19 protein-coding genes are annotated in these 17,863 nt (G+C 57.8%); 2 read left to right on the top strand and 17 right to left on the bottom strand.

The window, feature by feature from the left end:
* Window positions 1–40: 40 nt before the first annotated feature.
* The 17 genes from B472_RS08595 to rpmH all read right to left on the bottom strand — a co-directional run bounded on the left by B472_RS08595 (window position 41) and on the right by rpmH (window position 14,880).
* On the bottom strand, window positions 41–1,000 hold the full coding sequence (locus B472_RS08595; protein ID WP_026039505.1) for a branched-chain amino acid ABC transporter permease: 960 nt from the start codon (window positions 998–1,000) through the stop codon (window positions 41–43).
* Between the two features lie 4 nt (window positions 1,001–1,004).
* On the bottom strand, window positions 1,005–1,889 hold the full coding sequence (locus B472_RS08590) for a branched-chain amino acid ABC transporter permease (protein ID WP_019426813.1): 885 nt from the start codon (window positions 1,887–1,889) through the stop codon (window positions 1,005–1,007).
* Between the two features lie 33 nt (window positions 1,890–1,922).
* On the bottom strand, window positions 1,923–3,137 hold the full coding sequence (locus tag B472_RS08585; RefSeq protein ID WP_019426812.1) for an ABC transporter substrate-binding protein: 1,215 nt from the start codon (window positions 3,135–3,137) through the stop codon (window positions 1,923–1,925).
* 30 nt (window positions 3,138–3,167) lie between these two features.
* Complete coding sequence (locus tag B472_RS08580) at window positions 3,168–3,878, bottom strand: ABC transporter ATP-binding protein (RefSeq protein WP_019426811.1); 711 nt, start codon at window positions 3,876–3,878, stop codon at window positions 3,168–3,170.
* Complete coding sequence (locus tag B472_RS08575; RefSeq protein WP_019426810.1) at window positions 3,871–4,647, bottom strand: ABC transporter ATP-binding protein; 777 nt, start codon at window positions 4,645–4,647, stop codon at window positions 3,871–3,873. The genes B472_RS08580 and B472_RS08575 overlap by 8 nt, the downstream gene beginning before the upstream one ends.
* A gap of 159 nt (window positions 4,648–4,806) precedes the next feature.
* Window positions 4,807–5,790: a fatty acid desaturase family protein gene (locus tag B472_RS08570; protein WP_019426809.1), complete on the bottom strand. Its 984-nt coding sequence runs from the start codon at window positions 5,788–5,790 to the stop codon at window positions 4,807–4,809.
* Window positions 5,777–6,355: an amino acid synthesis family protein gene (locus B472_RS08565; RefSeq protein ID WP_019426808.1), complete on the bottom strand. Its 579-nt coding sequence runs from the start codon at window positions 6,353–6,355 to the stop codon at window positions 5,777–5,779. The genes B472_RS08570 and B472_RS08565 overlap by 14 nt, the downstream gene beginning before the upstream one ends.
* A 96-nt stretch (window positions 6,356–6,451) precedes the next feature.
* Complete coding sequence (locus B472_RS08560; protein WP_019426807.1) at window positions 6,452–7,420, bottom strand: tripartite tricarboxylate transporter substrate binding protein; 969 nt, start codon at window positions 7,418–7,420, stop codon at window positions 6,452–6,454.
* A 55-nt stretch (window positions 7,421–7,475) separates the two neighbouring features.
* A complete protein-coding gene (locus B472_RS08555) occupies window positions 7,476–8,471 on the bottom strand; it encodes a zinc-binding dehydrogenase (RefSeq protein ID WP_019426806.1) in 996 nt (331 codons plus the stop codon).
* A gap of 14 nt (window positions 8,472–8,485) precedes the next feature.
* Complete coding sequence (locus B472_RS08550; protein ID WP_019426805.1) at window positions 8,486–9,352, bottom strand: fumarylacetoacetate hydrolase family protein; 867 nt, start codon at window positions 9,350–9,352, stop codon at window positions 8,486–8,488.
* Window positions 9,349–9,915 carry a VOC family protein gene (locus B472_RS08545; RefSeq protein WP_019426804.1) on the bottom strand — a complete coding sequence of 189 codons (567 nt, stop codon included), beginning with the start codon at window positions 9,913–9,915 and terminating at the stop codon, window positions 9,349–9,351. The genes B472_RS08550 and B472_RS08545 overlap by 4 nt, the downstream gene beginning before the upstream one ends.
* A gap of 26 nt (window positions 9,916–9,941) precedes the next feature.
* Window positions 9,942–10,631 (bottom strand): GntR family transcriptional regulator, encoded by a 690-nt coding sequence (locus B472_RS08540; RefSeq protein ID WP_238147415.1) that lies wholly within the window; start codon window positions 10,629–10,631, stop codon window positions 9,942–9,944.
* A 127-nt stretch (window positions 10,632–10,758) separates the two neighbouring features.
* Window positions 10,759–12,171: a tRNA uridine-5-carboxymethylaminomethyl(34) synthesis GTPase MnmE gene (gene mnmE, locus B472_RS08535; protein ID WP_019426802.1), complete on the bottom strand. Its 1,413-nt coding sequence runs from the start codon at window positions 12,169–12,171 to the stop codon at window positions 10,759–10,761.
* Between the two features lie 73 nt (window positions 12,172–12,244).
* The gene (gene yidC / locus B472_RS08530; protein ID WP_019426801.1) at window positions 12,245–13,960 is read right to left on the bottom strand and encodes a membrane protein insertase YidC; all 1,716 of its coding nucleotides are present in this window, start codon (window positions 13,958–13,960) and stop codon (window positions 12,245–12,247) included.
* Entirely contained in the window at window positions 13,957–14,232 is a 276-nt protein-coding gene (yidD, locus tag B472_RS08525) for a membrane protein insertion efficiency factor YidD (RefSeq protein WP_019426800.1), read from the bottom strand. Before yidD ends, yidC begins: the two co-directional genes overlap by 4 nt.
* Window positions 14,229–14,678: a ribonuclease P protein component gene (locus B472_RS08520; RefSeq protein WP_040505927.1), complete on the bottom strand. Its 450-nt coding sequence runs from the start codon at window positions 14,676–14,678 to the stop codon at window positions 14,229–14,231. Before B472_RS08520 ends, yidD begins: the two co-directional genes overlap by 4 nt.
* Window positions 14,679–14,745: 67 nt before the next feature.
* Window positions 14,746–14,880, bottom strand: coding sequence for a 50S ribosomal protein L34 (gene rpmH / locus B472_RS08515; RefSeq protein WP_005798102.1), 135 nt, complete (start codon window positions 14,878–14,880; stop codon window positions 14,746–14,748).
* Window positions 14,881–15,132: 252 nt separating this feature from the next.
* Here rpmH and dnaA point away from each other — a divergent pair, with 252 nt between their 5' ends.
* Both dnaA and dnaN read left to right on the top strand, forming a co-directional pair.
* The gene (gene dnaA, locus B472_RS08510; protein ID WP_040505905.1) at window positions 15,133–16,521 is read left to right on the top strand and encodes a chromosomal replication initiator protein DnaA; all 1,389 of its coding nucleotides are present in this window, start codon (window positions 15,133–15,135) and stop codon (window positions 16,519–16,521) included.
* Between the two features lie 150 nt (window positions 16,522–16,671).
* On the top strand, window positions 16,672–17,781 hold the full coding sequence (gene dnaN / locus B472_RS08505) for a DNA polymerase III subunit beta (protein ID WP_019426797.1): 1,110 nt from the start codon (window positions 16,672–16,674) through the stop codon (window positions 17,779–17,781).
* Window positions 17,782–17,863 lie beyond the last annotated feature (82 nt).

Below are 17,863 nucleotides of genomic sequence, written 5' to 3'. Positions count from 1 at the left end.
CGGTTTTTTTGTGGGTGTTGAGTGGGTGTTTAGCGCAGCGTCACAGGGGTTTCTTGATCCAGTTGGCAATTTCGCCAATGATGCCGCGCCGGAAGGCCAACACACACACCACGAAGATCACACCCTGAATGATGGTGACCCAGGCACCCAGTTGGGCCAGGTAGTTTTGCATGCTGACGATCACAGCGGCGCCGACCACGGGGCCAAACAAAGTGCCCATGCCGCCCACCAGTGTCATCAGGACCACTTCCCCCGACATCGACCAGTGCACGTCGGTCAAAGACGCCAACTGGAACACCAGAGATTTGGTCGCGCCCGCTGTGCCCGCGATGGCACCCGAGATGACGAAGGCCAGCAGTTTGAATTTGTCGGTGTCGTAGCCCAAAGACGTCGCACGGTCTTGGTGCTCGCGGATGGCCTTCAGAATTTGACCGAACGGTGAGTGGATGACGCGCCAGACGAACAAGAAACCCAGGATGAAAATCGCGAACACAAACATGTACATGTTTGTGTTGTCGGCCAGATCAAACAGGCCAAACAGGTGACCGCGTGGCACGTTTTGGATGCCGTCTTCACCGCCGGTGAAAGGGGCTTGCAAGGCGAAGAAGAAGATCATCTGGGCCAAAGCCAGGGTGATCATCGCAAAGTAAATGCCTTGGCGGCGAATCGCCAGAGAGCCCACCACATAGGCCAACACGGTGGAGCACAGCGTGCCAAAAAGTACAGCCAACTCGGGCGTTAAGCCCCAGACTTTGGCAGCATGCGCCGACGCATAACCGGCTGTGCCCAAAAACATGGCGTGGCCAAAAGACAGCAGGCCACCAAAGCCCAGCAACAAGTTGAAGGCGCAAGCAAACAGCGCAAAGCACATCACCTTCATCAAGAAGATCGGGTAGACCCAGATCGGGGCAATGGCAAGGGCCAGCACCATGATGGCAAATGCTACCCAGTGCGAGCGGGAGGAACCAGAGGTCACAGTGGTCATTGCAGAGTTCGACATGGCTTTACTTCTGGGTGCCGAACAGGCCGGCGGGCTTGATGAGCAGAACGATGGTCATGATCACAAAGATCACGGTGGCCGAGGCCTCGGGGTAGAAGACCTTGGTCAGGCCTTCGACAAGGCCCAAACCAAATCCAGTGACGATGGCGCCCATGATCGAGCCCATGCCGCCAATCACCACCACAGCGAAGACCACGATGATGAGGTCGGCGCCCATGGTGGGGTTGACTTGGTAAATGGGCGCGGCCATGACGCCGGCCAAAGCAGCCAAGCCCACGCCGAAGCCATAGGTCAAGGTGATCATGCGTGGCACGTTGATGCCAAAGGATTGCACCAGGCTGGGGTTTTCGGTGGCGGCGCGCAAATAGGCGCCCAACTTGGTGCGTTCAATCACGTACCAAGTGGCCAGACACACCACCAAAGAGGCGACGATGACCCAAGCCCGATATTTGGGCAAGAACATGAAACCGGTATCGATCGCGCCCCTGAAGACTTCGGGCACGGGGTAAGGCATACCCGAGGAGCCAAATTCGTGTCGGAACAAGCCCTGGATGATCAGTGCCAATCCGAATGTGAGGAGCAGACCATACAGGTGGTCCAGCTTGTAGAGTTGCTTGAGCATGGTGCGCTCAATGAGCATGCCCGTGGCCCCCACCACAAGGGGTGTGACCACCAGAGCGACCCAGTAATTCATCCCCAGTTTTTGCAGGCCCAGGTAGGCCACAAAGGCGCCCAGCATGTACTGGGCGCCATGGGTGAAGTTGATGATGTTGAGCAGGCCGAAGATCACCGCCAGGCCCAGCGAGAGCAGCGCATAAAACGAACCGTTGATCAGTCCGATCAGCAATTGCCCAAAGAGGGCTTGGGAGGGAATGCCAAAAATTTCCATGGCGGTGACTTTGGTTAGCTCAGAACAGTGGGATTACTTCTTGACGAGTGGGCACTCGCTCTCGGACAAGGGGCGGAATGCCTCGTTGGCCGGGATGGTGGCTGCCAGCTTGTAATAGTCGTAAGGGCCTTTGGACTCCGAAGGCTTCTTGACTTCAAACAGGTAGGCAGGGTGAATCTTGCGGCCATCGGCACGGACAACGCCCTTGCCAAACAAGGGATCATCAGTGGGCAGCTCTTTCATCTTGGCGGCCACTTTGGTGCCGTCATCGGTCTTGGCGGCTTCAACGGCCTTCAAGTAGTGGATCACGCTGGAATAAACACCCGCTTGCACCATGGAAGGCATCTTGCCGCTGTTGGCAGTGGCAAAGCGGCGTGACCATGCGCGAGTCTGGTCGTTCAAGTCCCAATAGAAGGTCTCGGTCAACATCAGGCCTTGGGCCACATTCAAACCCAGGGAGTGGACGTCAGGCAAAAACACCAACAGACCCGCCAGGTTTTGACCACCACGAACGATGCCGAATTCGGCGGCTTGCTTGATCGAGTTGGTGGTGTCACCACCGGCGTTGGCCAAGCCAATGATCTTGGCTTTGGAGGCTTGCGCTTGCAGCAAGAACGAGGAGAAATCTTGTGTCGGGAAAGGCGTGCGCACTTTGCCCACCACTTTGCCACCGTTCTTGGTCACAACAGCTTCGGTATCGCGCTCCAGGGCGTGGCCGAAAGCATAGTCAGCGGTCAAGAAGAACCAGGTGTTGCCACCGTTTTTGACGATCGCCTTGCCGGTGCCGTTGGCCAGCATGTACGTGTCATAGGCCCAGTGGATGGTGTTGGCATTGCAAGCCTTGCCAGTCAGATCAGATGTGGCCGATCCGGCATTCACGTGCAACTTGCCTTTTTCGCGGGCGATGGCTGCCACAGCCAAACCCACGGAAGACGTGGGCACGTCGGCGATCATGTCGACCTTGTCGGTGTCAAACCACTGGCGGGCAATGTTGGAGCCCACATCGGGCTTGTTTTGGTGGTCAGCACCGATGACCTCAATTTTGAGTTTGGAGCCGGTGGCCTTGACATAGTCTTCGACCGCCATGCGGGCCGCCAGCAAAGAGCCGGGGCCAGTGATGTCGGAGTACAGGCCGGACATGTCGTTCAACACGCCGATCTTGACCGTGCCGTCAGAGATCTGGGCTTGGGCGGCTCCGCCGAAGGCGCAGGCCGCGGCTGCGGCGATGGTGAGAAGTTTGCGTTTCATGGTGTTATCTCCTGGTTTAAAAATAAAAAATCAGACGCCGAGGTACTCACTGAGCATGCTCATCTTGTTGGGCAACTCGGCCGAGGTGAAGCCCTCAACGATTTGCCCATGCTCCATCACATAAAAACGGTCGGCCAGCGGTGCTGCAAAGCGGAAGTTTTGCTCCACCATGATGATGGTGTAGCCCTTGGCCTTGAGTGAACGGATCATGCGGGCCAAAGCCTGCACGATGACCGGGGCCAAGCCCTCTGAGATTTCGTCCAGCAGCAAAAAGCGGGCGCCGGTGCGCAAGATGCGCCCCACAGCCAACATCTGCTGCTCGCCGCCCGACAGGCGCGTGCCGGGGCTGTTTTTGCGCTCTGCCAAGTTGGGGAACATCTCGTAAATTTCGTCCAGACCCATGCCACCTTCAGCGATGACGGGTGGCAGCATCAGGTTTTCTTCGCAGGTCAGGGACGCAAAAATGCCGCGCTCTTCAGGGCAGTAACCAATGCCCAGTTTGGCAATTTGGTGCGGCGCCATGTTGACCGACTCGGTGCCGTTGATGGTGATCTGGCCGGTGCGCCTGCCCACCAAACCCAAGATGGATTTGATGGTGGTGGTGCGCCCCGCACCGTTGCGGCCCAGCAGGGTGACCACTTCGCCTTCGTTGACGGTCAGGTTCACACCATGCAGGATGTGTGACTCGCCATACCAGGCGTGCAGGTCGCTGATGCGCAGAAATTCTTTGGGCTCAGCCATGGGCCCCCTCCAACTGGTTTTCGGCCGTGCCCATATAGGCCTCGAGCACTTGAGGATTTTGAGAAACCACCGCGTAAGGCCCTTCGGCAATCACTTGACCGCGTTGCAAGACGCTGATGGTGTCCGCGATCTTGGAGACCACGTTCATGTTGTGTTCGACCATCAAAATGGTGCGGTTGGCGCCGACTTTTTTGATCAGCTGCGTGACGCGGTCCACATCTTCGTGGCCCATGCCCTGCGTGGGCTCGTCCAGCAGCATCAGCTCGGGCTCCATGGCCAAGGTGGTGGCAATTTCAAGGGCGCGCTTGCGGCCATAAGGGAGTTCGACCGCCATCAAATGCGACATGTCTTGCAGGTCAACTTCGGCCAGCAGTTGCATGGCGCGGTCGTTCAGGCTGTCCAAGACACGTTCTGAGCGCCAGAACTGCATGGACATGCCGGCCCCGCGTTGCAAGGCGATGCGCACGTTTTCAATCACCGAGAGATTGGGGAACGTGGCAGAGATTTGGAATGACCGCACGATGCCGCGACGGGCAATCTGTGCAGACCGTTCGCCGGTGATGTCGCGGCCGTTGAACAGGATCTGTCCACGGGTGGGAATCAAGAACTTGGTCAGCAAATTGAAGACCGTGGTCTTACCGGCACCGTTGGGGCCAATCAGTGCGTGGATTTCGCCGCGTCTAACCTTGAGATTGACGTCGTTGACAGCCACAAACCCTTTGAACTCTTTGATGAGCTCGCGGGTTTCGAGAATGATTTCATCAGCCATTGCGTCTTGCACCAGGACGGGAAAAAGAAAAATGTCTTGGTGCGCATTCTGTGACCCGTTCAAAAACCGCGTTACATGGTTATCCCGAATGCATGTCCCTTAAGCGACTGGACTTGCGTGAGCCTGACAGGCTGGCGCCATCTCCTTGCGCAAAATGCTTCAAATCAGTGCGGCGCCCTTGCGCTGTGACGGTGTGCCACCGGTATCGCCAGGGTCATTTTTTTTGCTGGTGGCCAAGCGCAGCACCTGCACATAACCGGTGGCCAGCTCCATTCGTGGCCCCAAGCCTTGCTCAATCAGCATGCGGTGGGCCGCAGGCAACTTCCAGCATGGGGTGAACACAAACAGATGGTGTTCCAGGTGGTAGTTGACCCAATAAGGTGCCAGCACCATGCGCATGCCCCAATGGGTCAGGGTGGTGCGCGTGTTGCGCAAGCGGTCATGGTTGTCGCCCACCACCGCATGCTCGGCGATGTTGCGCACCCGGCTGATCACTTGGTACCAAGTCAGTAAGGGCAGCAGCCATAAGGCAAAGTACGCCCACCACACACCGGCTGCGGCGGTGACCGCGAAGATGAGAACATTACTGACAAAAAAGTACTTTTCTGCTGCCATCAGTTTATTCAGGCGTTGCCAAGGCTTCGGGTCATCGCCCATTTCCATGCGGAAAAATTCCATGCGCCGTTGGTAGCCGGTGATGCCCAAGATGTCGCGCCGCATCTTGCGCCAAAAGCTCTGACGGGTAATGGGAAAGGGGGCCGACAAAATCAGGTCGGGGTCTTCCGGTTGCTGGGTGTGGCGGTGGTGGCTCAGGTGATAGGGCCGGTACAGCGTGAGGCTCGCTCCCACAGGCCAGCCGCACAAGAACGCCCCCAACTTGTCATTGAGCCAGGTGTTTTTGAAAAGGGCGCGGTGCGCCGCATCGTGCATCAAAATGGCCATGCCGAGCTGCCTGCCGCCGATGACGATCACGGCAACGATGAAGCTCAAGGGGTTGGGCCAAGCCACAAAAAATGCCATGGCCAGCGCAACCATGCCCCAGGCATGCAGCACCAGATATGCGCCCATCCAGTCCGAGCGTTCGCGCAAAAAAGCGTCTTGCTCGGGGGTCAGGATGGGATGAGTGGCATCACCGTTGGCCATCGTGCACAGAGACCTTGTCCACGGTCAATCCACCCAGTCTGGAATGAACACGACCGCCCGTGCCCATCACCAGCGCAAACAAAATCTCATTGGGGCGCGGCGCATCCTGAATGCCCACTTCCATGCTGTTGAAGTGGCTGCGCACATAGCAAGCGTGGATGTAATGCACGGGCACCATGATGCGGTAGCCTGCACTGGCCACGGCTTTGCTGGCCGGCACGATGGCTTTGGGGTCGCCCAGCAAAGACCGCATGGCCCAGCCACCGGCCTCATGCCAGACGGCACCGTGTTCCATTTCGCCATTGACCCCCACGATGGCCGCTTTGCTGTAAACCTCGATGTTGTCTTTGCCCAAGGTGTCAATCAACTCTTGGGCCAGCAGCGTGCCCAGCGAACGGAGTTCGGCCATGAAAGGCATGAGGTCCGGCGTGTAGGTGCCTGCGTAGGGGTTTTGAATGACGGCACACGCAGCAGCCAGTTTCAAAGGCTGATCGGTCACCGGACCCCCTTCGTGGTAAGTGGTTTCGATGGTGAGGCTTCGTTTGCGGATTTGAATCAATGACATATGGAACTTTCAAAAAAGGCGAGCAAGGGGCCTTGGGGCAGAGCATGCATCAGCGTGCAAGCCTATGCACAAGGCGACCATGACCCACCGGGAGGCTTAGTTTTTCGGGATTTTGGCGTCGTTCACCACTTGAATCCATTTTTGGGTTTGTGTGGCCACCATGCTCCGCATCTCTTCCGAGGAGCTTCCGCGGACATCGCCGCCCATGTCTTCCAGCCGCGTTTTCACCGCGGGCACCAAAAGCGCTTTTTGCAACTCGGCGTTCAGGCGGTCAACGATGGGTTTGGGTGTGCCTGCAGGCGCCATCAAACCAGCCCAAGATTGCACGTCGTAACCCGCCACCCCTTGCTCAGACACGGTGGGCACATCGGGCAGACCTTGCCAGCGCTGGGGACCGGTGGTGGCAATGGCGCGAAGCTTGCCAGATTTGATATTGGCCATCACCGCCGTGGGCGGGGCAATGATCATCGGGATTTCGCCGCCCAGCAACGATGTGAGTGAGGCCGAGTCGCCCCGGAAGGGCACATGCAGCAGCTGTGTTTTGGACATGCTGGCGAGCAACTCGCCGGCCAAATGGTGCGTGGAGCCGATACCGGCGGTGCCGTAGCTCACCTCGGTGGGGTTGGCTCTGGCTGCGGCCAACAAGGCCGACAGGCTGGGGTACTTGCTGTTGGCCGGAACGACCACCAAGAACGGGAAGTAAGTGATGGTGCTGACCATCTCAAAGTCTTGTACCGTGCGGTAAGCCAAGTTGTTGTACAAAGCGCCAGCCACTGCGTGACCGCCTGTGGCCAACAACAAGGTGTAGCCATCGGGCCTGGACTTGGCGACGGTGGTGGCCGCAATGGTGCCCCCTGCGCCGGCTTGGGCTTCGACCACGATGTTTTGACCCAAGCCCTTGCCCATTTCCAGCCCCACAGTGCGGGCGATGTTGTCGGCGTTGCCGCCTGGGGCAAAGCCCTGCATGACCTTGATGGGGCGGTCTGGATAGGCTTGTGCCAGCGCGACGCCTGGCAGCGCCAAGGCGGTGAGGGTCAAAGTGGCGAGAAGTTGTCGGCGAATCATGGTTGTCTCCTGGTTATAAAAGTATCACTGTCGAATACAGGGGTTCAGCTGAGGGTCATGGGTGCATGACCAGCTTGCCACTCACAAGTCCTTGGTCGAGCAAGCGATGGGTTTTTTGGACCTCGCTGAGCTTGAAAATTTGAGGGGGCGTCAAGCGGATGCGCTGCTGCGCCAAGAGCGCAATGGCCTCGTTCATCAGTCCGCGTCGCGTGCCTTGGTCTGCGTCAAAGGTGTGCATGGAAAAACACCGGATGGCCAAGCTTTTTTCCAGCAATTGGCGCATCACCTGGAAGGTGTCTTCGGTGGGCAAGCCTTGCACGATGTTGTAAGACACCAGCGTGCCAAACGGTGCCAAGCTCTTGAGACCATCGATCAGACTTTGCCCGCCCAAGTGGTCAAACACCAGATTCAAGCCCTGGCCATGGGTGATGTGATCAAGGCGCTCATGGGGTGCTTCGTCGTCGGTGCAAATGACGTGGTCAAAGCCATGGGTCAAAGCAAACGCAGCTTTGTCACGGCTTCTGCTGGTGCCTATCGTGACAAAGCCTTGGAGTTTGGCCACTTGGCACAGCATGCCCGCCACGCCGCCCGAAGCCCCGGTGATCAACACATGCGGCGTTTGTGAAGCGATGGGGCCTGCGATCTGCAGGAGTGCCAAAGCCAATTGCAAATTGGGCAGACTCACCGCATCGTCGAACGAGACGGTGTCGGGCAAGCGGTAGGGGGCTTCTTCGGGGACCACGATGGCTTCTGCGTAGCAGCCGCCCCGTTGTGTTAACTCTCGGGCGCTGACCAAAACGCGGTCACCAGCCCGCCACTGAGTCACCCCTTCACCCACTGCATCCACCACACCGGCCAGCTCACCGCCTGGAATGGCCGGCAGTGGCGGCATCCACTTGTAGATGCCTTTGCGCAGCAGCACATCGGGGCGGCCTACCCCAATGGTGCAGGCCTTGACGCGAACCTGCCCGCGACCAGTCACCGGCTCCGGAAGGTTCACTTCCAGCAGGTTTTCGGGTCCGCCAGTCACATGGACTTGGATCGCTTTCATGGTCAGGCTGGCCCTCAGGCTTGAGCGGCGATGGGGTTGACCAAGGTGCCGATGCCTTCGATCTCGACCTCGCACACATCGCCAGGTTTCATGAACCATTGCGGCTTGCGGCTCCAGCCCACACCCGCAGGCGTACCGGTGGCGATCACGTCGCCAGGCACCAGCGTGAAGATGGTCGAGGCATAGCTGATGAGTTTGGCGATCGGAAAGATCATGTGACCGGTGTGGCTCGATTGCACCACTTCACCATTCAAGCGCGTGATCAGCTTCAGTTCTTGGTTGGGGGCGATTTCGTCAGCGGTGACCATCCAGGGGCCAAAGCCGCCGGTGGACTCGAAGTTTTTGCCCGATGCGATTTGCTTGGCGTGAAATTGCCACTCGCGGATGCTGCCGTCGTTGTAGCAAGAGTAGCCCGCCACATGGTCAAAGGCATCGGCTTCAGCAATGTTGCGGCCCTCTTTGCCGATGATCACGGCCAACTCGCCTTCCCAGTCGAGTGAGCCAGAGACCTTGGGGCAAATGATGGGCTGACCGTGCGCCACTTGTGAGCGCCAAACGCGCAGGAAAATAGGCGGCTCTTCAGACAGTTCGCGGTGCATGCCTGCAGCCAAAACTTCTTGGTGGTGGTCCATGTAGTTGCGCACAGCACACACAATTTTTTCCGGCTTGGGAATGACCGGCAAAAACGTGATGTTGGCCATGGCAATCGACGTCTTTTGCTGGGCCGCATCGTGCTGCGCCTGCAAGTAAGCGCCCGAGGCAATGTAGTCCGTCAGTGTGGCAAATTGCGGCATGGCTTTGCCCAGATCCACCACGGTGTCGGGGCCTGTCACGGCACCCCAGGTTTCGCGGCCTTGGTGAACGAAGGAGAGTAATTTCATGGAAGTTCCTTGGGTGAAGTGATTGAGATTTTTTGGGCGAATTGCGCTTGCCATTGGTCAATGGGCATGAAACTGGGGTCACTGCGGCAAATCGCTTCGGTTTCGCGCAGGATGGTGGCGTCGTCTTGGCTCAGGTCGAGCGGATCACCGTGTGGTTGAGAGATGTAAAAGGGCATGTCGATGTAGGTTTCGACCGTGTTGCCCTCTGGGTCCGCAAAGTAAACCGACAAGGCATTGCCGTGGTTCATGGGCATCACCTTGGTGGCGCCCAAGGCCATGGCTTTGTCCCGTAAATCGCGCAGTGACTGGATGGAGGGCACCGCAAAGGACAGTTGCATCACCGTGCTGAAGGTGGCCTCTGGCGGACGCCCACCCGCGATGACCAACTGATGGTGCTGGTCGGGTGTCGAGCTCAAAAAAACCAAGGGGGCTTTGAAGGTTTTGCCGACCCCTCGGTCATTGACAACCATGCCAAAAACCGAGGTGTAAAAGTGCACCATTTTGTCGACATCCCAAACATAGATGCCGAAGTGAGAAGGGGTGGGTTTTGTGACTTGCAGCATGTGGTCTTTGGGTTGAAGGTTAAAAATCAGGTGCGATTTTTTTGCATCAATGCAAAAGCAGCCAGCACATTGGTTTGCGTGCTGGCAATGTGTTCGCTCAGCATTTGGGCGGCGGTGGCTGCATCGCGCCGCACCACGGCCTTCATCAGGGCGCGGTGCTCGGCGTCTTTCTTTTTGAGCACGGTTCGGTTGCGTGCTGCAAAGTGCCGATAGCGCTCGGCTTGGTCAAACAGGCTCATGCTCCAGGTCAGTTGGCGCTCCGAGGGGCAGGCGGCGATCAGGGACATGTGAAAGTCCCGGTGGCGCTGGCTCCATTCGGCATCGAGCACCACCGGCCCTTGCGGCAGGCGGGACTCGATTTTTTCGAGGCGGTGAAAGCTCGCCACAATGTTCGCTTCCCATGCATCATCGCCGTGTTGGATCGATTCGTGCAGCGCGGTCACGTCCAGCAGCAGGCGCATTTTGGTGATGTCGGCCAGATCCTCTGGCGACATGGCGGCCACCCGAAAGCCGCGACGCTCGTCCGCTGTGACCAACCCTTCTTGCACCAAACGGTTCAGAGCCTCGCGCAGCGGGCTGCTGGAAAAGCCGTATTGCTGCTGTAGAGCGTCCACTTTGAGCTTGCTTTCCGGGATGTGACGTCCTGACAAAACGTCCAGACGCAAAGCTTGGAAGGCTTGCTCAGAGACGGTGGTGTTGGGGGCTATTTCTTGCATGATTTTTAAATTGTGCATAAAAAATAAGTGGGACGCACCCTCGCAAACCCTAGCCCAAGGGTCGGCTGGGTGCTGGGTGGCAGTGCAGGGCGTGCCCTGGTCGCTGGGCGGCACAAGCCCTCAGGGCTTATTTGCCAATGCAGAAGCTTGAAAAAATCACGCCTAACAAATCGTCTGCGCTGAATTCGCCCGTGATTTCATTGAGTGCGTTTTGGCCCAAGCGCAGTTCTTCGGCCAGCAGGTCGAGGTTTTGCGCTTGCGCCGCCAAATGGGCATCGGCCATTTCCAAATGCTCGCGCACCCTGTGCAGGGCCTGCACATGGCGTTCCCGGGCCATGAACAGGCCTTCGCTGGCTTGTTGCCAGCCAGCTTGCTGCAGCAATTGCTGGCGCAGGGCTTGCAGGCCCTCTCCCGTGCGGGCCGACAGCGTCAAGCCCGTGCGTTTTTTTGCGCTGCTCGCTGCGTCGGCTTTGTTCCACACGTCGATCACGGTCACGCTGGTGGGCAGTCGTGTCTTCAAGGCTGCATCGATGTCGGCATCGGCTTGGTCGTAGTCGGGCTGGCCCGCGCGTGTGAGGTCGTGCAAAAACAGCACCGCATCGGCATTGTCGATTTGCCCCCAAGCGCGGGCAATGCCGATTTGCTCAACCTCGTCCACGCCCGCGCCTTCGCGCAGTCCGGCCGTGTCAATCACATGCAGCGGCACGCCTTCAATCTGAATGGTTTGCTGCACCACATCGCGCGTGGTGCCCGCAATCGGCGTGACGATGGCCAATTCAGCCCCGGCCAATGCGTTGAGCAGCGAACTCTTGCCGGCATTGGGCTGGCCTGCAATCACCACCTTGATGCCTTCGCGCAGCAGTGCGCCTTGTTGGGCTTTGCCCAGCACCGTGGCCAAGGCCGCCTGCAGTCGGTTCAGTTGTCCATGTGCATCGGCCTTTTGCAAAAAGTCGATCTCTTCTTCCGGAAAATCCAGCGTGGCCTCCACCAGCATGCGCAGGTGAATCAGCGCATCGCGCAGCACATGGATCTCTTTGGAGAAATCGCCCGCCAAAGACCGGCTGGCGCTGCGTGCCGCAGCTTCGGTGCTGGCGTCGATCAGGTCGGCAATCGCTTCGGCTTGGGCCAAGTCGATCTTGTCGTTCAAAAAAGCGCGCTCAGAAAACTCGCCGGGTTGCGCCACGCGCAAGCCGGCCAAACGCGGCCGACCTGTGGTCGGGTCCACTTCGGCCGCTGCTTGCAAACACCGCGCCACCAACAGTTGCAAAACCACAGGCCCGCCATGCGCTTGCAGCTCCAGCACGTCTTCGCCCGTGAATGAGTGCGGGGCCACAAAATACAGCGCCAAGCCATGGTCAATCGGGCTGCGATCGGCATCGGCAAAGGGCAAATACGTCGCCTCTCGCGGCTTGAGCGTGCGGCCACACAAGGCCTGAATCAAGGGGTTCAAATCGTGGCCTGATACCCGCACGATGCCCACGGCACCGCGACCGGGAGCGGTGGCGATGGCGACGATGGGTTCTTGGTGTCTGGCGAGCATGGCGGTCTTGGTGATCTTGGGCGGGGTGAAGCAAAAAAAGGCCGCTTGCGCGGCCCTTGGGGTGGGGTGGTGCTTACTTGAACTTCGGCAAGTTGAACTGTGGCGGCACGCCCATGCGGGTGTTGATCATCCACTGCTGAGCAATCGACAAGATGTTGTTCGTGATCCAGTACAGCACCAAGCCAGACGGGAAGAAGAAGAACATGACCGAGAAAATCAGCGGCATCATCCACATCAATTTGGCTTGCATCGGATCGGGTGGCGCGGGGTTCAATGCTGTTTGCAGCAAAGTTGTCAGCGTCATGATCAGCGGCAAGATGAAGTAAGGATCGGGTGCGGCCAAGTCCTGAATCCAGCCCAGCCATGGGGCATTGCGCATTTCGACGCTGGACAACAACACCCAGTACAGCGCAATGAAAACCGGAATCTGAACCATGATCGGGAAGCAGCCACCCATGGGGTTGACTTTTTCTTCGCGGTAAATCTTCATCATCTCCTGCTGCATTTGCTGCGGATTGTTTTTCAGACGCTCGCGCATTTCCATGATCTTGGGGTTGATGGCCTTCATCTTGGCCATGCTGGAGTAGGCCTTGGCATTGAGCCAATAGAACGCGATCTTGATCAACAGCACCAGGGCGACGATGGACCAGCCCCAGTTTTGCAGCACGCTGTGCAGCTGATCCAGCAACCAGTACAAAGGCTTGGACAGCATGGCCAACCAGCCATAGTCCTTCACCAAGTCCAGGCCGGGGCTCAAAGCTTCGAGGACTTTTTCTTCTTGTGGACCGCTGAACAGCTGGTTGCTGATGCTGCGGCTCTGTCCTGGGGCCAACTCTGCAAACGGCGTGATCATGCCCACGGCGTACAGGTTGGTGTCAACCTTGCGGGCAAAGTTTTCGCGCTGAATGCCTTCAGGCAACAACCAAGCGCTGGCAAAGTAGTGCTGCACCATGGCCACGTAACCATTGGGAGAGGATTTTTCGAACTCGCCCTTGTTCTTTTCGATGTCGGAAAACTCCAGCTTTTGGTATTTTTTGGCTTCGGTATAAATGGCCGGCCCGGTGAAGGTGAAGTAAAAAGCCGACTCGCCCTCGGGTTTGTTGCCATCGCGCACCAATTGCATGTACAGCTGCGGCGACACAGGCACGCTGCCTTTGTTCACCACATCGTGCTTGACGCCGATGACGTGGCTGCCGCGTTTGAGTGTGTAGGTTTTGATGAGCTGCACGCCGTTGATGTCGGCCGATTCAAAACGAACCGTTAATTCATCTTGGCCATCTTTGAGTTTGCGCTCGCCGCTGAAACTCATGGGGGTCTTGTGGGTTGGGAAGTCCCCACCAATCAAGCCGGTTTGCGCCATGTAAACGCGGCTGCTGCTTTGGTCCAGCAGCACCATGTTCTTCTTGGGATCCACCAAGTCGAGGTGCTTGGTGAACTCGTTGCGCACCAAGGAGCCGCCCTCGGTGTCAAAGCTGAGTTTGAGCACGTCGGTTTCGATCTCGATTTTTTCACGGGCAGCAGCCGTGGGGCTGGATGCCGATGTGGGCACCTGTCCTGGCGATGCCGCTGCTGGCGCCGTCGCCGTGGCCGTGGCCGTGGGCAATGCGTTGGCGCCGGTGGTGGCCGAGGCGGGCGCGGCGCCTGCAGCAGGCGCGGGAGCCGGTGCGGCTATTTCAGGCTTGGGGAAAAAGGTGGCTTTTTTCCCGTTGTGCAGTTGCCATTGGTCCCAAAGCAGAACCAGGGAAAAACCAAAAATCACCCAAAGGATGGTGCGACGGATATCGTTCATGGGGTCTTCTTTGACGACGTAGGGGGAAACAAAGCAGAGAACAAGCGAGGCGCTTGCGTGGGAACAGGGTCATGGCCGCCCTTGCACCAAGGGCTGCACCGCACCAAACGGTGCAAAGTCAGGTAGCTGCCCGCAGCGGCGCCGTGCGATGACAAGGCGTCCAAAGCATAGGCAGAACAAGTGGGCTCGAACCTGCAAGATGAGCCCAGCCAAGGGCTGAGCAGCAAGCGGTAACCGCGCACCACACCCATCAAAAGGCGCTGAACGATCATGTGGCGTCCTTTGGTGGAGTGGGCTTGAGCGCTGCGCGTTCAAAAAGCTGTTCAAGCTCAAGGCGCACCGCCAACTTGAGTTGGTCAGACGTGGCGCTGATGAACAACTTGCGGTCAAACGTGGTGCGCAAACGCACCACGTGTGCAGCCACAGGCAAGCGATCGCCAAAGCGTTCGCTCACGTTGTAGATCTGCCTTTTGATGGCGTTGCGGGTCACAGCGCGACGCGCCCAGCGCTTGGGCACCATGGCGCCTAGCCAGACGCCAGACAAGTCAAAAAGGGCCTGCTCCGGTGAGGGTGCAGGCCCGATGAGTTCGGCGGGGGCCGATGGGTTGTCTGTGGGCTTGGACAAGTTCAAGCGGTGCAAGGCAAAATGCGCTGTCCGAGAGACCGTACCACCCGCCAGGGCAGCCTGAAACTGTGGGCGTGTCTTTAAACGCTGCACGATGGCCATGCCCCGATTGCAACCGCCCGAAGTGGCGATTGGCCACGAACAGACGGCTGAACAGTCATTAGACAGCCAGGCGCTTGCGGCCCTTGGCGCGGCGTGCATTGATCACAGCGCGGCCGCCGCGTGTTTTCATGCGAACCAGAAAGCCGTGGGTACGGGCGCGACGTGTCTTGGATGGTTGGTAGGTGCGTTTCATAACTCTTCCTTTGTGCCCAATGCCATGAATCAGCTTTGGGCGAAACCCAAGATTATCGCAAACTTTCAGGCCCGCGGCAAACAAACTGTATTTTTGTCCATCAGGGTGTGTCCGGAGTGTTCAGGCTTGGATGTGGTTTATGATGAACTTTCTTTCCGATACAGCATGTGGATAAGCTCTTGATAAAGCCCGTCGTTCCGTGCATCGTGACCACTTCTGTCCACAATAAAAAAGTACGCAATGACCGAGGGAATGACTCCGGAATTTCAGGCCGATCCAAGCCCATCTTTGTGGCAAGCCTGCGTCGACGATTTGGCGCGTGAGCTGCCAGAGCAGCAATTCAACACCTGGATCAAACCGCTCACGGCACAGGTCTCCAAAGACCATCAAACAGTCACCATTTATGTGGCCAACCGTTTCAAGCTGGATTGGATTCGTGCGCAATATGCGGGCCGTTTGTCCGCTTTGCTGGAAAACCTGCAAGGCCACCCCGTCAAACTTGAGTTAGCGATCACTCAGCGTGAAGGTGGCATCAGGCCTGCAAAAGCCTCAACACCTTCCTCTATGGACATGCCGGTGACTTTGGCTGTTGCTGCCGACGATGCGGTCGCCAATCCTTTTCGCAATCGCCTCAACAGTGCCTTGAATTTCGACAACCTGGTCGAAGGTACCGCCAACCGCATGGCGCGTGCCGCGGCCATGCATGTGTCGGGTTCGCCGGGTCATCTGTACAACCCCTTGTTCATCTATGGCGGCGTGGGTTTGGGCAAGACCCACCTCATGCACGCCATCGGCAACAAACTGCTGGCCGACCGGCCTGAAGCCAAGGTTTTGTACATCCATGCTGAACAGTTTGTGTCGGATGTGGTTAAAGCCTACCAGCGCAAGACTTTTGACGAGTTCAAGCACCACTACCACTCGCTCGATTTGCTGCTGATTGACGATGTCCAGTTCTTTGCCAACAAAGACCGCACGCAAGAAGAGTTTTTCAACGCCTTTGAGGCCCTGCTGGCCAAAAAATCACACATCGTGATGACCAGCGACACCTACCCCAAGGGCTTGGCCGACATTCACGAGCGCCTGGTTTCACGCTTTGACTCGGGCCTCACGGTGGCCATGGAGCCGCCCGAGCTGGAGATGCGGGTGGCCATTTTGATCAACAAAGCCATCAGCGAAGGCAGCGAAATGCCCGAGGAAGTGGCGTTTTTTGTGGCCAAAAACGTGCGCTCTAACGTGCGCGAGCTCGAAGGCGCGCTGCGCAAAATCCTGGCCTATTCACGCTTCAACCAAAAAGACATCTCGATCCAGCTGGCCCGTGATGCTCTGCGCGATTTGCTGTCGATTCAAAACCGCCAGATCAGTGTTGAAAACATCCAGAAAACGGTGGCCGACTACTACAAGATCAAGGTCGCCGACATGTACAGCAAAAAGCGCCCCGCTAGCATTGCGCGCCCGCGCCAGATCGCCATGTACCTCGCCAAAGAAATGACGCAAAAAAGTCTGCCCGAGATCGGCGAGCTGTTTGGCGGACGCGACCACACCACGGTGTTGCACGCTGTGCGCAAAATTGGTTCGGAACGTCAGCAAATGACCGAGTTGAACCAGCAACTCCACGTTTTGGAGCAGACCCTCAAGGGTTAAACCGCCATGTCCCCGCTCCACAGGCTTGTTTTCGGTGATTTGACCCCTCTGAAGCCCGTTTTATGGGCAAAAAGCGGCGAAAATGCACCCTGTAGCGAAAATTTCGTCCAGATTTGATCTGAGACGATAAAAACCACCAAAGGTAGACAAATGATCGTCCTGAAGGCCACCCAAGACAAATTGCTGTCGGTTCTGCAATCCGTGTCCGGCATTGTGGAGCGCCGTCACACATTGCCCGTACTGGCCAACGTGCTGATCCGCAAAACCGGTCACGCATTGCAACTGACCACCAGTGACCTCGAAATCCAGATCCGCACGACGGCCGAGATGGAAGGCGACCCAGGCGACTTCACCACCACCGTGGGCGCGCGCAAACTCATCGACATCTTGCGCACCATGCCTGCCGACCAGACCGTGAGTCTGGAATCGTCGCAAGCCAAACTGATCTTGAAGGGCGGCAAGTCCAAGTTCACTTTGCAGACTTTGCCGGCCGAAGACTTTCCGCTGGTGCAAGAAGCCGCCAGCTTCGGCCCTGTGTTCAGCGTGCCGCAAAAGACCCTCAAGCAACTGCTGGGACAGGTCTCGTTTGCCATGGCCGTGCACGACATCCGTTACTACCTCAACGGCATCTTGTTTGTGGCTGAAGGCAACCGCCTGAGCCTGGTGGCCACCGACGGCCACCGCTTGGCTTTCACAGCCGCCACGCTCGATGTGGAGGTGCCCACCAAACAAGAAGTCATCTTGCCGCGCAAGACCGTGCTTGAGTTGCAACGCTTGCTGTCCGATGCCGATGGCGCGATCGAGATGCAATTCGCCAACAACCAGGCCAAGTTCAGCTTTGACGGCATGGAGTTCGTGACCAAGCTGGTCGAGGGCAAGTTCCCCGACTACAACCGCGTCATCCCCAAGGGTCACCGCAACAACCTGACGCTGGGCCGCCAGGCGCTGTTGTCCTGCTTGCAACGCACCGCCATCTTGACCAGCGACAAGTTCAAAGGCGTGCGCCTGAACCTGGAGCCAGGCACTTTGCGTGTGGCGTCGACCAATGCCGAACAAGAAGAAGCCGTGGATGAACTCGACATCGATTACGGTGGCGACGCCATCGAAATCGGTTTCAACGTGACCTACATCATCGACGTTCTGGCCAACATGGGCCAGGATATGGTTCGCATCGACTTGGCCGACGGCAACAGCTCGGCGCTGATCACGATTCCAGAAAACGACAACTTCAAATATGTGGTGATGCCCATGCGCATTTAAGGCCAGCGCCCTACGGCAATAGACCTTATCGAAACCCGCGACCCCTCGCGGGTTTCGGCCATTCAAGCGACAGAGAAAATTG

This window comes from Limnohabitans sp. Rim28, assembly GCF_000293865.2.
Lineage (GTDB): Bacteria > Pseudomonadota > Gammaproteobacteria > Burkholderiales > Burkholderiaceae_C > Limnohabitans_A.
This window is presented reverse-complemented; position numbering and strand designations above follow the sequence as displayed.

What these genes read in the sequence shown, in the direction of transcription:
- B472_RS08555 (WP_019426806.1), bottom strand. Translation starts at nt 8,471, where the DNA reads ATGAAAGCGATCCAAGTCCATGTGACTGGCGGACCCGAAAACCTGCTG.
- yidD (WP_019426800.1), bottom strand. Translation starts at nt 14,232, where the DNA reads ATGATCGTTCAGCGCCTTTTGATGGGTGTGGTGCGCGGTTACCGCTTG.
- B472_RS08570 (WP_019426809.1), bottom strand. Translation starts at nt 5,790, where the DNA reads ATGGCCAACGGTGATGCCACTCATCCCATCCTGACCCCCGAGCAAGAC.
- B472_RS08595 (WP_026039505.1), bottom strand. Translation starts at nt 1,000, where the DNA reads ATGTCGAACTCTGCAATGACCACTGTGACCTCTGGTTCCTCCCGCTCG.
- B472_RS08545 (WP_019426804.1), bottom strand. Translation starts at nt 9,915, where the DNA reads ATGCTGCAAGTCACAAAACCCACCCCTTCTCACTTCGGCATCTATGTT.
- mnmE (WP_019426802.1), bottom strand. Translation starts at nt 12,171, where the DNA reads ATGCTCGCCAGACACCAAGAACCCATCGTCGCCATCGCCACCGCTCCC.
- rpmH (WP_005798102.1), bottom strand. Translation starts at nt 14,880, where the DNA reads ATGAAACGCACCTACCAACCATCCAAGACACGTCGCGCCCGTACCCAC.
- B472_RS08540 (WP_238147415.1), bottom strand. Translation starts at nt 10,631, where the DNA reads ATGCAAGAAATAGCCCCCAACACCACCGTCTCTGAGCAAGCCTTCCAA.
- dnaN (WP_019426797.1), top strand. Translation starts at nt 16,672, where the DNA reads ATGATCGTCCTGAAGGCCACCCAAGACAAATTGCTGTCGGTTCTGCAA.
- B472_RS08550 (WP_019426805.1), bottom strand. Translation starts at nt 9,352, where the DNA reads ATGAAATTACTCTCCTTCGTTCACCAAGGCCGCGAAACCTGGGGTGCC.
- yidC (WP_019426801.1), bottom strand. Translation starts at nt 13,960, where the DNA reads ATGAACGATATCCGTCGCACCATCCTTTGGGTGATTTTTGGTTTTTCC.
- B472_RS08575 (WP_019426810.1), bottom strand. Translation starts at nt 4,647, where the DNA reads ATGGCTGATGAAATCATTCTCGAAACCCGCGAGCTCATCAAAGAGTTC.
- B472_RS08585 (WP_019426812.1), bottom strand. Translation starts at nt 3,137, where the DNA reads ATGAAACGCAAACTTCTCACCATCGCCGCAGCCGCGGCCTGCGCCTTC.
- B472_RS08565 (WP_019426808.1), bottom strand. Translation starts at nt 6,355, where the DNA reads ATGTCATTGATTCAAATCCGCAAACGAAGCCTCACCATCGAAACCACT.
- B472_RS08560 (WP_019426807.1), bottom strand. Translation starts at nt 7,420, where the DNA reads ATGATTCGCCGACAACTTCTCGCCACTTTGACCCTCACCGCCTTGGCG.
- B472_RS08590 (WP_019426813.1), bottom strand. Translation starts at nt 1,889, where the DNA reads ATGGAAATTTTTGGCATTCCCTCCCAAGCCCTCTTTGGGCAATTGCTG.
- dnaA (WP_040505905.1), top strand. Translation starts at nt 15,133, where the DNA reads ATGACTCCGGAATTTCAGGCCGATCCAAGCCCATCTTTGTGGCAAGCC.
- B472_RS08580 (WP_019426811.1), bottom strand. Translation starts at nt 3,878, where the DNA reads ATGGCTGAGCCCAAAGAATTTCTGCGCATCAGCGACCTGCACGCCTGG.